General features: G+C 72.3%; 10 protein-coding genes and 1 pseudogene. 6 read left to right on the forward strand and 5 right to left on the reverse strand.

Annotation, left to right across the window (positions count from 1 at the left end; translation table 11 throughout):
- Positions 1-118: 118 nt before the first annotated feature.
- Positions 119-595 (forward strand): helix-turn-helix transcriptional regulator, encoded by a 477-nt coding sequence (locus ACFV4F_RS07555; protein ID WP_380500777.1) that lies wholly within the window; start codon positions 119-121, stop codon positions 593-595.
- 620 nt (positions 596-1,215) lie between these two features.
- Here ACFV4F_RS07555 and ACFV4F_RS07560 read toward each other — a convergent pair.
- On the reverse strand, positions 1,216-2,517 hold the full coding sequence (locus tag ACFV4F_RS07560; RefSeq protein ID WP_380500779.1) for a PQQ-binding-like beta-propeller repeat protein: 1,302 nt from the start codon (positions 2,515-2,517) through the stop codon (positions 1,216-1,218).
- Positions 2,518-2,725: 208 nt separating this feature from the next.
- Complete coding sequence (locus tag ACFV4F_RS07565) at positions 2,726-3,868, reverse strand: hypothetical protein (protein WP_380500781.1); 1,143 nt, start codon at positions 3,866-3,868, stop codon at positions 2,726-2,728.
- Positions 3,869-4,421: 553 nt separating this feature from the next.
- On the opposite strand from ACFV4F_RS07565, the gene ACFV4F_RS07570 reads away from it, so the two are divergent.
- Entirely contained in the window at positions 4,422-5,492 is a 1,071-nt protein-coding gene (locus ACFV4F_RS07570; protein ID WP_380500783.1) for a DUF4190 domain-containing protein, read from the forward strand.
- A gap of 160 nt (positions 5,493-5,652) precedes the next feature.
- Here the strand turns inward: ACFV4F_RS07570 and ACFV4F_RS07575 are convergent, their stop codons facing one another.
- The 3 genes from ACFV4F_RS07575 to ACFV4F_RS07585 form a co-directional block, all read right to left on the reverse strand.
- Positions 5,653-6,264, reverse strand: coding sequence for a hypothetical protein (locus ACFV4F_RS07575; RefSeq protein ID WP_380445289.1), 612 nt, complete (start codon positions 6,262-6,264; stop codon positions 5,653-5,655).
- A 372-nt stretch (positions 6,265-6,636) separates the two neighbouring features.
- A complete protein-coding gene (locus ACFV4F_RS07580; protein ID WP_380500785.1) occupies positions 6,637-7,992 on the reverse strand; it encodes a hypothetical protein in 1,356 nt (451 codons plus the stop codon).
- A 56-nt stretch (positions 7,993-8,048) separates the two neighbouring features.
- Entirely contained in the window at positions 8,049-8,678 is a 630-nt protein-coding gene (locus ACFV4F_RS07585; protein ID WP_380500787.1) for a hypothetical protein, read from the reverse strand.
- 173 nt (positions 8,679-8,851) lie between these two features.
- Between ACFV4F_RS07585 and ACFV4F_RS07590 the strand changes: the two are divergent.
- From ACFV4F_RS07590 to ACFV4F_RS07605, 4 genes and pseudogenes are all read left to right on the forward strand, one after another.
- Positions 8,852-9,387 (forward strand): annotated as a pseudogene (locus ACFV4F_RS07590) (IS5 family transposase); the annotation flags it as partial.
- 46 nt (positions 9,388-9,433) lie between these two features.
- Positions 9,434-10,054: a GNAT family N-acetyltransferase gene (locus tag ACFV4F_RS07595; protein WP_380500789.1), complete on the forward strand. Its 621-nt coding sequence runs from the start codon at positions 9,434-9,436 to the stop codon at positions 10,052-10,054.
- 381 nt (positions 10,055-10,435) lie between these two features.
- Positions 10,436-11,098, forward strand: a complete 663-nt coding sequence (locus ACFV4F_RS07600; protein ID WP_380500791.1) for an LPXTG cell wall anchor domain-containing protein — start codon at positions 10,436-10,438, stop codon at positions 11,096-11,098.
- Between the two features lie 7 nt (positions 11,099-11,105).
- On the forward strand, positions 11,106-11,561 hold the full coding sequence (locus ACFV4F_RS07605; RefSeq protein ID WP_380500793.1) for a hypothetical protein: 456 nt from the start codon (positions 11,106-11,108) through the stop codon (positions 11,559-11,561).
- Positions 11,562-11,678 lie beyond the last annotated feature (117 nt).

Below are 11,678 nucleotides of genomic sequence, written 5' to 3' on the forward strand. Positions count from 1 at the left end.
GGGGGGGGTGTCGGGCGGGGGGCGGTGGCGGGTGCTCGAGGGCGGGCGCGGCGCCGGCGCCGCCCCCCCCCCCGCCCCGCCGCCCGCCCCCCCCCCCCCCACGGTCGTGGTCGACCTGATGTCGGCCTGGATCGCCGGCGAGCTCGACGCCGAGCGCACGCTGCCGCTGGAGGCCCGGCAGCAGGCCCTGGTGGAGACCATTCGGGCGTTCATTCGGGCCAGACTGCACGACCCCGGATTGACCCCGCCCATGGTCGCCGCCGCCCACCACATCTCCGTCAGCCACCTTCACCGCCTATTCGCCCGCTACTCCAAGGGGGAGACCGTGGCCGGGTTCATCCGCCGCCAGCGGCTGAGGAAGGCCCACCGCGAACTCGCCGACCCCGCCCTGCTGGCCCTGCCGGCCCACGCCATCGGCTCCCGCTGCGGCATCCCCAACCCCTCCGACTTCAGTCGCGCCTTCAAAGCCGCCCACGGCCTCTCCCCACGCGAACACCGCCGCCAGGCCCAGCCCGAGCCCACAACAGAGGAGACGCAGAGCACAGAACCGGAGACGCAGCGCGCATTCCACCACCGAACCGCCCACCTAACGTGAGACGTATACAGGGAACCCCGGCCCACGCGGGCCCTGAACCTGTGCAGCGAGCATGAACTCGGGGCCGGGCCTGTCGGGTTGGAGGGGGGTTGTATGAGCAAGCTTCGTCGGGTCGTTGTGGTCGTGGTGTCGACCGCTGTGGTGACCGCAGGCTACGTGGCTACCGCCACGGGGGCCTTTGCGGACCTCATCGCGGGCCACCCTTAAGCCCGCCACTTCACCCCGGAGGGGGGTTGTATGAGCAAGCTTCGTCGGATTGTCGTGGTCGTGGTGTCGACCGCTGTGGTGACCGCCGGCTACGTGGCTACCGCCACGGGGGCCCTCGCGGACGTCATCATGGGCCACCCGTAGGTCGGCCACTGCGTCGCCCCCGTGCCCACTCGGGGTGCGGGGGCGACGCGCGTTTTCGGGCTCTGCCCCTTATCGGCCAACCGCCCAAGACCCGCTCGCCGCCGTCCCGAGCAAAGACTCCCGCTGCGCCGTGCTGGCGAGCGGTGCCTGCGCCCGGTCGGTGCGCGACGGGTCGTCATCACGGCCGCCGCACACGTCGGCCCCACCGCCTCGCCGCAGTCCGCGCCGCCCAGAGCGAGGGATCAGGACAGGACGGGAGGCCTCGCCGCTCATCCCGCCGCGGGATAGGCGACCAGGATGTTGGCGTCATTCTTGAGTGCGAGGCCGGCGTAGGCGTCGACGGCGGCGGGGGCGATGCCGGGGGTGGCAGGGCGGTCCGCGCCGGTACGGGTGTCGAGGATGACGGGTCCGTGGCCGGCGCTGCCGTAGACCAGCCCGTGCCAGACAGCGGTCACGGTGGGGGCGATGCGGTGGTTCGCCTCGTCCGGGAGCTTCCAGAGCACCTGCGCGTTGTCGTCCACGGCGAAAACGGAACCGTCGTCAGTGCAGACCGTGACCGAGCGGCCGTCGTGCCGGCAGTCAGCGCCTGCGCCGCCCAGCGCGAGGACCTCGTGGCCGGTCGCCCCGTCGAGCAGACGGGTGAACTGCTTGCCGTTGCCGTAGTCGCGCCCCGAGGCCACCAGCGTGGCGGGGCCGGCGGGCCGCACCTCGGTCCCGTAGCTGTCGGCCTCGGCGCTCCAGGCGGTACCACCGTCGGCCAGGTTCAAACCCGCCACCCGCTGCGCCGCACCGTTCTTGAGGGCGATGCCTGTGACCTGCCGGCCGGTCACCGCCCGGGCGATGAACCGGGTCTGCTTCCAGAGCACTGTCTTGGCGGCGATGTCGATCGCGAGAACGGCACCGCCCTGTGTCTCGTCGATGGCGATGACGGCCGTTGTGCCCTGGACGGCCAGCAAGGTCGCGGACGGTGATGTGGGGTAGGCCGTGAGAGTCTCCGCGGGGAGATCGATGGTCAGATTCTGCAGGGTGTTGCCGGTGCCGGTGGCCGTGTCCACGGTGGCCAGCTCCACGACGAGGCGGTCCGCGGTGGTGCCCTGTCCTGCGGCCTTCGTCAGGAAGGCGGCCATCGCCTGCCGCTTTCCGGCCACCTCCGCGATCACCGGCGCCTCGGCAGGGTTGCCGTCCATGAGCTGATTGCTCGGCCGTAGCGCCTGGTGCAGGGCGGTGATCATCGTCTTGACGCGGCCGGTCGCCAGGTCCACCGCCTGCAGGCTGTCCGTCGCGGCGATGTAGGCGGTCGGTCCGTCCAGGGTGAGCGGCAGGGGCTTGGCGATGGAGCCGGCCATGGTGACCTTGCCCCGAGTTGCCTCGACGGGCAGTGCGACACCCTTGGTGAGGTCGAACGCGGTCGGCGGGTCGTAGGCCGCCACCGGTGGTGCGCCCGGTGCGGAGTGCTGGGGCGTGGCGTCGGCACTGCCCGGGGCGGGCGGGTTGCCGCCTGCGCAGGCGCTGAGGATTGCGGCGGCGATCGCCGCTGCGGCGAGCCGGCCGGGAGTACGCCGCATGTGCATGTTCTTTCCCCTTGAAGTTGTAGCAGCCGGCCCCCGCGGACAGGCATGGTCACATCGAGCGAGACGCGCTCGGGGACGGATGCACAGGCCAGTGGGGACGCTGAGCTGACGGCTGATCACCTTGCCGTGAGGTGCCGCCACGCTCGATGCCCGCAGCGCGAACCCCGGCACCGGGATGCCGACCTCGAACCGGGGCGGCCGCGCCGCGTCACAAGGCCTGCTGCGGTGCCGCCTTCGGCCGCAGATCCGGAGGCAGCGGCTGCGCCCGGGAGCGGAGGACGGCGGTGCCGCGGGCGGCGTCGAAGGCCGCCACCGGGTCGGGGACGCTGGTCCAGGGCCAGCTGCCGCACGACGGGCCGATCGCCCGGAACTGCTCCAGGGCGACGTCGAACTGCTTCGCCTTCAACGCGTAGTGCGCGAGCAGGTGCCGCAGCGCCGGCAGCCGCTCGTCGTCCGGCCGCACCTCTGCCAGGGCCTGTGCGACCCGTCGCAGCCGGGTCTTCGCGTCCTTGCCGGACAGCAGCTCCTTGTGCGCCCCGCGCAGCTCCATCTCGCGCAGTGCCTGCAGGTAGACGGCTGGCAGGAGGCTGCCGGGCGGGGCGGTGTCCATCGCGTGCCTGGCGAAGCCCAGCATCTGCTCGTGCGAGCCGAACCATTTGGCGCTCCAGTACTGCAGGCCTTGCACGTGGGCCTCGTAGTGATGTGGTGCCCGCCGGTGCAGCCCGACCCACAGTTCGGCGAAGTGTTGCGGCACGTACTGGCAGCCGCGTGCCGCGGTGACCATGACCGCCCAGGGTGCCGGGTTGGCCGGGTCCAGCTGGGCGGCGTTCTGGGCCGCCTTGAGGGCGGAGTGCACCATCGAGCGGAAGGCCCGCATGTCCGCGTCGGGCACCTGGGGCGCGTATCCGCTGCCGCGGATCGCCCACGCGGCGTGGACCATCCGGTGGGCCTCCAGCGTTGCGGCCTCGCAGTTGCCCGGGTCGGCCGCCCTCCAGGCCTTCAGCCAGCGGTCGTCCTCGTCGGCGATGGAGTCCAGCAGCGACAGGCGCGACCAGCGCTCGTCCCAGTCCTGCCCGGCGGCCTCGACGTACGCGGCGGCCGGCTTCCAGTCGCCGCGCCAGGCGGCGTCGGCTATCGCCTGCGCCTCCTTACGGCGGTGCGGCGGCTGCGGCGGGCCCGCGTGCCGGGGGTCGAGTCGCTCGCGCGGGACGAGCCCGTAAGCCGCCGCGTCGTAGTCGACCTGCGCTGGAGCCAGTTCCCTGAGCCGCCAGTCCCGGGACTTGTGGACCCTGTGGATCACCACGCATACGGCGATGACCAGCAGATTGCCGAGAAGAAGAAGGTAGGTCACGACGGAGCATCATGGTCGATCGTGCGGACACCGACAAGGCGGTTTGTCGGTGCTGTGCGGCAGGGCGAGCCGCGTGATCGAGACCGTACCTGCAGTGAACGCCGAGGACCTCGGCTGGTAGCTGCACAAGCGAGGCGGAGACGCTGTCGACCCCGCCCCACTGCCCGCCCAGACCACGACCAGGATGACGACCAGGAACCCGGGCTGCTCGGCGACGCCCCCGGTCGGGTTCGCCGTCAGGCGGCCGGGCTGACCCCGGAGAACATCCGGCAGGCCCTGGAGAAGGCCCGGTTCGAGGAACGCTGCGCCGACCGGCATACCAACGCCGGGAACGAGGCCGCGTTCGCCGTCCGCGCCGAGTGGCAGCGCGTGCGCGACCACACCGCCGCCACCGAGGCCGAGCGCTACGACCCCGATCACGACACCGCATTTCGGCCTCCCCCTGATGGAGGCCCTTGAGCAGGGCCCACGTAGCAGTCGGCTATATTCACGCAGCCGCCACACACCATGATCAGCCACGTGCGGGCGGCATCCATCAGGGGGAGAGCCAGCCTTGCCGATTGCCGACAACCAGCCCGACGACGGCCGTCCGGATCAGGCCGGTGGCGCCGCAGCGGTGGGTGTGCCGTCCGGCGGGTGGAGCGGTTACGCGATCACCTCGCTGGTGGCCGGCGTCCTCGGGGTGGCCTGCTTCCTCTGGGTCGCGGGCCTCGCCTTCGGCATCGCGGCTTTGCGCGGCATCCCCCGGCGTAACCAGCGGGGGCGCGGCCTGGCCGTCGCCGGGATCGTCCTGTCCGCCCTGTGGGCACTGTCCTTCGCGGTCGCCGCCGCCCTGGGCGCGTTCGGGCACCCCCTGGTGCCGGTGCGGTCCGCCCGTGCCGAACCCTCCGGCACGGTGAGCGAGTTCGGCCTCCGGCGCGGCGACTGCTTCGAGACGCCCGACGCCGCCACGTCGAAGGACCGTACCCGCGTGCGTCCGGTGTCCTGCGCGGAGCGCCACTCCGGCGAGGTGTTCGCCGTGGCGACCGCGGACGACCCGTCCTACCCGGGCCCGTACCCGCTCCAGCGCGAGACGACCAAGGCCTGCGAGGCGCAGCGGAACGCCTACGCGATGGACACCTGGGCCCTGCCGCGTTCCGTGCGCGTCCACGACTACCTGCCCGACGAGCAGTCGTGGGAGAGCTCGGGGCACAGGATCGTCTGCTGGTTCGCCGATGACGAGGGCGAGCGGACGGGTTCGCTGCGGCGCGACGAGACGGCTCTGACCACGGAACAGATCGGCTACCTCCAGGCTGCCGACCGCATGGAGGGCGAGCTCGCCGGCGCGCCCCGCAGTATGGACCTGGACGGCGACCCGACGAGCGCACGGCCCTGGGCGGACCGTCTGTCGGCCGCCGTCAACGCGGAGGTGGCGACGCTGGATTCAACCGCCTGGAGCGACCGGGTCCGGCAGCCGGCGGCCGATCTGAAGGCCGAGCTGCTCCAGATGCTGCCGGCGCTGGCGGCACTGCGGACCGCCTCCGACGGCACGAGCGCACAAGAGGACGTCGCAGCCGTTCGCAGCCACGGCGGCCACACGCAGGCCGCCGCCGTCCGAACCGCGCTCGGCCTCGCCAGCGAGTAGCCGGCCCGCCCGAATTGCGCACTGTCAGTGGGCCGATGCGGGATTCCGGTCTCACGGCGTGCGGTGGAGGGTGAGGTCCGGGTCGGCGCCGGAGGCAAGGCGCAGCCCGCTGAAGCCGGAGGCGGCCACGCGGTGCTGCCAGGGCAGTTGAACGGCGAGCTCACCTGAGGCCGATGAGGCCCCAGCCGCGGGACTCGGCTCCTGCGACCACCGTGCCCCACTCGTGCAGGAGTGCGGCGGCGGCGTCGAAGGTGGCGGGCCGACAGGAATAGCCGGCGCACTCGGCGTCGAACGGGGCGCGGAGTTCCTCCAGCCGTGGTGCGGCCGTCTCCCAGGCGCGGGCGAGGGTGGGGATCTCGTCCGGGGTGCAGAGCAGGAGTACGTGCGGGCGCCAGGGTGAGGGGTCGTCGGGGAAGCCGGCGGCCGGTGCGGGGCCGTCGTCCGGGGGCTCGGGGACCAGGGCGCCGAGGAAGCGGTCGAGGGCCGCCCGTAGGTCGGGGGCCGCCGATCCTCTGATGTCCGCCCAGGCAGCGGCCAGGTGCCAGTGAAAGCTGTAGGAGCCGGTGGTCCCGTAGAAGCTGTACCGGGCGCACCAGGCAGGCTCCGGCGGCCACACCCAGCCGTCGGGCTGGGCGGCGGCGAGGGCGGCCGGGACCGGATCGCTCCAGGGGACGGGGAACGCGGTGTCGTCCAGCACGTCCAGGCGCTCGTCCGCCGGTATCCGGGCCAGCCGGTTCCAGTCGGCCATGACCACGGTGATGTCCAGTCCCATCCGCGCAGGCTAACAACAGGGTCCGACACGGATCCGGCGGGACCATCTCGGGAGGCGGGAGCCGGTGGACCTCCCCGGACGGTTCGAGGGGCGCGAGATCCCCGACAACGTCAGGCACTCGTCGCCGCCGGCGACTCACCGCGCGCCGGCCGCCGACCTACCAACTCGGCGGGCGGCGTGGCATTTCGAACCCCGCTGCTCCGGCAGGCGCCTCGGACGAGCGCCCGGGGCCCAGGCCCGCCCGGCACGATCGTCCGCGATCTTCTAGGGAGCAGGGGGACCGGCCTGGCACTGGATCAGGCCCTGGCCCGGTCCGCTGCCGCTACCCGCCGTGCTCCAGCCGACCGGGGGCGGGCCCCAGGCGGCGGTGCGTCAGCTCGTCTCCAGCCCCAGCCCCGTGGCGAGGAAGAAGCCCCACGCAGGTCCGAGGCAGACCCGGCGGGCGGTCACCTCGCCGTGGTCGCCGGTGAGGCCGCGGGCGGCCAGTTCGGCGATGATGAGCGCGGCGACGTCGGTGGCGGTCCGCGCGGTCGGGGCGGGGAACTCGGCTTTCCAGCGCTTGCCGGACGGCTGCCACCCGTCGGCGGTCATGGCCGCCGCCACCACCTGCGGGTCCCCGGGCCGGGGACCGACGCGGAGCAGGAACCCCTTATCGGTGTCGTACGTGAAGGAGATTCCGCCGCTGATCCGGCGCGAGGCGATGGTGAACGTGACCTTTTCCCCGGGCCGCTGGACGGGCAGCTGCTCGATCCAGGCGGCGAACTGCAGCTCCAGCGCCTCCCTCAGGTGCGGCAGGTTGCCGGCCAGTCGGCCGCCGGGCAGGTAGACGGCGGTCTCGCCGGGCCCGTACAGGTGCAGCTGCCAGCTGTACGGCAGCCGCGAGAAGTCGCTGCTCCCGTCACTGCCCGGGCCGCCCCACCGGAATGTGCCGAGTTCCTCCGCCTCGACCGCTTCCGCCGAAGCGGTCTCGACCCACACCTCTCGCCGGTCGGCCCGCAGCCGCAGCAGCGTGGTGTCCTCGCCGCTGCCACGCCACCGAACGTCGGGCCCGTCAGGGCCGCCCCCGTACAGCGTCGGGTCACCGAGCACGCCGCACACCGCCCGGTAGACGTCGGCGAAGACGTCCCGTCGGCGTTCGAGCGCAGGAGGCTCGGCGAACCGGTGCAGCGTCAGTCGCTGGTCCCGCTCTCCGCTATCCCACAGCGGCGGGAGGTCCTTGCTGATCCGTCCGAGGACGTCCTCGTCGACGTGCTGCGCGCCGGCGACCGCCTGGTGCAGCGAGACCCATGCCCACCGGTCGTTGCTCTGCAGCAGCATGACCCGTTCTCCCGAGCGCCAGAGCAGCCCGAAGCCCTCGGCTCCCGTCGGTGCCGGCGTCGGCGTGCCGACGGCGCCCAGCGCTTCGGCGAGCTGCCGCAGGGCGGCCTGCCGCTGGTGCGGCGTTGCCGTCGGGGCGAAGTCCAGCAGCCGCATCAACCGGACCCGCCGGTAGTGCGCCTGCTTGGGGGCGGTGGCGTCGAAGTACAGCTCCGTCCCGCCGGTCGGGAACATTCCGACGGCGAGCAGGTCGTTCATCTCCCGGCGGATCTTCCAGCCGGGGCGCTCGGCCACCAACCGTTCGACCGCAGACCGGTCCGCGGCCCACGGCAGGTCGTGCAGGGTGCGTACCAGCTCGACGGTGGTGGCCAGGTCATGCGTCCACGTCACGGCGGGGGTCGTCTCACTCATGAAGTGGATCATCGCAGCCGCCACCGACACCGCCCTCGGCGGCCTCCCCTGGTCTTTCAGGTGAAGTCTGCACCGTGCCAGGGCAGCAGCTGTCCGGTGTAGGGGTCGATGCCTGCTTCGTAGCGGCGGCGTTCCTCGCGCCAGTGAACGAAGTGGGGCGACGGGTCGCCCCACAGGGAGGCGTCGCTGAGCGGACAATCGGCGAAGTCCCGGGTGAACAGGCGCCGCAGGAACTCGGTCATGCCGCAGTCGTGGATCTGCCATTGCGGCGATCCGTGCCGTTTCCACACGAGGACCGGCCACGTGTCGGGGTCGGAGCCGGTGGTGAGCCAGCCGAGCATGTCGGCTCCGCTGCTGGTGCCCCATGCGATCACCGAGGCCGGGGTCGCGTCGACGCCGGCCGGTCCGCCGTCGTCCGACCAAAGGCGTCGCATGATGGCGGTCTCGCCGGCCATGCTGCCGAAGCCCGGCCCCTCGGGTGGCTGCGTGGTCGCCTCGGGGACGTGGATGCCCACCGACTCGTCGACGCCGCCGGCTCCGTAGACGGCCATGAAGGCCATGTAGTCGGACGGGAACCCGACACCCCAGGCCTGCCCGACCGCGGTCCAGTCCACCTGCTCATCGGCGCCGTCGCGCGGTGACATGACGGCTGTCAGGGCTGTGATGGGTGCTTCCTCAGTCGTCATGTTCCCTCCTGGGCCTTGATCGTGACCGCACGGTACCGGGCCCCGCCGACATTGGGCAGCGCGACCGCGCACCGCGGGTCGTGCTGCCACTCTGCGGAACCCGTGCTCGTTGCCGCCGAGAGCCCGGACGATGTCCTGAGCTACGGGCCACGTCGGCAGTCGCCGACCAGCGAACGCTTCATGAATCGTCGGATATTCCGGCAGCTGTCGCGCATCGCGAGGCGCTCGGGCGGTCCCGGAGTGAGCTGACGACCAAGGTCCACGTGGCAGTCGACGGCCGGGGTCTGCCGCTCTCGATCGTGCTCAGTATGGGGAACACGGCGGACTGCAATGTTCCCGGCGGAGCTGGACGCGATCCGGATCCCGCGGACCGGAGCCGGCCGCCCGCGTACCAAACCCGACCGGGTGGTGGCGGACAAAGCCTATTCGTCCCGTACGATCCGCCACCCGCTTCGGCGGCGCGGCATCAAAGCGACCATTCCGGAGCGCCGGGACCAGATCGCCAACCGCCCGTCGCGCGGTTAGGGGCGGCCGTTTGCCGGCATTCGACAAGACCGCCTACAAGGAACGAAACGTTGTCGAGCGGTGCTTTGCGAAGCTGAAGCAATTCCGCGCGGTGGCAACCAGGTTCGGCAAACTGGCTACCCGCTACCGAGCTGGCGTCGTTATCGCCTCGCTGGTCCTATGGCTACGAGCTGAGGAGCAATGACCCACCCAAGCATGATCAATTGCGAGTTATGGCCCAGCATCCGCCCATGATCACCGAGAACGCCTCCCCGGCAGTCGCCCTTGCCCCACTCGACGTGGACGATGCCGAGCTACTGCACACATGGTGGTCCGAACCGGTGGCCGCGCACGAACTGGGCCACTGGCCGCGCCCGCTCTCGGCGGTACGCGAGCAGATCGAACGCGACATCGACGACGCCGACCACGACGGCTTCCTCATCTTGCTCCCGGACGGCACGCCGGTCGGCGCGGCAGCCCTGGCCGAGCAGAACATGTCCGACGGCACGGCCACCGTCCGTCTCCTCGTCGATCCGGACCACCGCGGCCGCGGCTACGGGCGCGCCGCCCTGGACGCTCTGACCGACCTCGCGTTCGGCGAACTCCCGCTGCACCGCATCGAAGCGCTCCCCCATACCGGCAACGCATCGGCGCTCGCCGTCCTCGCCCACGCCGGCTTCACCCACGAGGGCATCCGGCGCGCCGCTTGCCTCCACCGGGGGCGGCGGCACGACATCGCGATGCTCTCCCTGCTCCGCCCGGAGTGGGAGGCGCTGGAGCGGCCGCGGTCCTGGGACTCTGAGCAGGCGGGCCAGGGTATGCCGGACTATTCGCGTCGCGCCCGGCAGGAATTGTCAGACACGGCCTGGTAACTCCGGATGACAGGTTCGGCTGGAACCTGCACTCGACCCTGCGGCGCCATCAACGGGACCGGAGATCCGGGCCTGTGCTCCGTGGGCAGAACCTTTGTCGAGAGCGATCTCGACTGGTGAGGCTCGACGCTGACATGACCTCGCTCCGGCGAGGTCGGCGCTGTTCGCGCGAGGGATTCCTGTTGGCGGTGAACCGGGGGAGGGGCGCGGGCCGTTCAAGGTGGGGAGAGTCCGGTGCGTCGCCGTCCCCTGGGGTACGCCGCCACGTGCCGCCGACGGCCGGCCGGGCTCGCCGCTCCGCGCGTCCGCGTCCTCTCCCCCTTCGCCGGGCGCGCGGGGCGGCCCTCTGTGACCCGTGAAACCCTCCAAGGAGCACAACAGATGAAGCACGTACGCCGCGCGGCCGCGGTCACCGGTGGCGCGGTCGCCGTCCTGGCGCTGGCCGGCACCGTTCCCGCCTACGCGTGGAAGCCGAGCGACGCCACCCTGACCGTCGGCTGCCGCCCCGACGGCGGCCACGTCGAGCTCGTGCTCGGCAACGACTACAAGTCCGCGGGTGACTACACCCTCGGCCTGATCGGCGGTACCGAGGAGTACCACGGCACCATCGACGGGCACGGCACCGCCAAGGTCATGGTGAGCTACTCGGGCCACGGCGACCAGTGGCGCTACACCCTGGCGGACACCCACGTCGACAAGAAGATCGCCGACGTGCCGCTCTGCCCGTCCGGCACCCCGACGCCGACCGTGCCGTCGACGCCGGCTGTGCCTGCGACCCCGACCGCGACCCCGACCCAGCCCGCTACGCACACCCCGGCTCCTACGTCGAGCCGGACGGCCACGCCGACGCCGAGCGGGACCCCGTCCGCAGCCGCGGTCCTGCCCTCCAGTACCCCGTCCGCCTCCGCGAGCGCCGCGCCCGCCCTCGCCCAGACCGGTGGCGGCGGCAACACGACCCTCGCCGTGGCCGGTGCCGCCACCCTGGCCGCCGGCGCGGGTCTGATCGTCGCGGGCCGCAAGGTCGCCGCCCGCCGCAAGGCCTGACGGCAGGGTGTTCGTCGAAGGAGCCTGGCGGATCACGGTCGTCGGCAAGGACGCCGACTTCGACCAGCGGGCCGTGGTCCGCACCCCGTACGGCACCCTCGTGCTGGCCGGCGTAGTGGGGGAGTCCCTTGTCGTTAACGCGGACACCTGGCAGCTGTGTCCGGAACACCTGTGGCCGGGGCGTGGGTGGTGTCCGGACGTCGAGGTGACGCCCGGGCCCGTGACCACCGCGGGCGGGCGGCGCAGCCGCGAGGTCCGGGCAACGGACTGCTACTGGCCGGGGCACCCGCGGCCGGCCGTGCCACGGAACCTCGTCCTGCGACTGGATGCGCTCGGCACCGAGGTTCAGGACGAGCTCGCGGCGACACGGATGATCGGACCGGCTGCGACGCCGCTGATCCGGACGAGCTCCGCCCCGGTGTTCGGGGCCGGACCGGCTGGGGTGGAGGCCGCGTCCTGGTGATCGGCTGACGAGAACGAGAGGGGGGGCTGCGGGCGCAGGCCCCCCGCCCCCCGGGCCGGGCGGCCGATAGCCAAGTTGAACGGATAACGCGCCTCCAAGCCCACCACGCTCGGCGTG

The sequence above is a fragment of the Kitasatospora sp. NPDC059722 genome, assembly GCF_042733235.1.
GTDB lineage: Bacteria > Actinomycetota > Actinomycetes > Streptomycetales > Streptomycetaceae > Kitasatospora.

Excerpts from the sequence above, each read along its gene's own strand:
- ACFV4F_RS07555 (WP_380500777.1), top strand. The coding sequence starts at position 119 with ATGTCGGCCTGGATCGCCGGCGAGCTCGACGCCGAGCGCACGCTGCCG.
- ACFV4F_RS07560 (WP_380500779.1), bottom strand. The coding sequence starts at position 2,517 with ATGCACATGCGGCGTACTCCCGGCCGGCTCGCCGCAGCGGCGATCGCC.
- ACFV4F_RS07575 (WP_380445289.1), bottom strand. The coding sequence starts at position 6,264 with ATGGGACTGGACATCACCGTGGTCATGGCCGACTGGAACCGGCTGGCC.
- ACFV4F_RS07580 (WP_380500785.1), bottom strand. The coding sequence starts at position 7,992 with ATGAGTGAGACGACCCCCGCCGTGACGTGGACGCATGACCTGGCCACC.
- ACFV4F_RS07585 (WP_380500787.1), bottom strand. The coding sequence starts at position 8,678 with ATGACGACTGAGGAAGCACCCATCACAGCCCTGACAGCCGTCATGTCA.
- ACFV4F_RS07595 (WP_380500789.1), top strand. The coding sequence starts at position 9,434 with ATGATCACCGAGAACGCCTCCCCGGCAGTCGCCCTTGCCCCACTCGAC.
- ACFV4F_RS07600 (WP_380500791.1), top strand. The coding sequence starts at position 10,436 with ATGAAGCACGTACGCCGCGCGGCCGCGGTCACCGGTGGCGCGGTCGCC.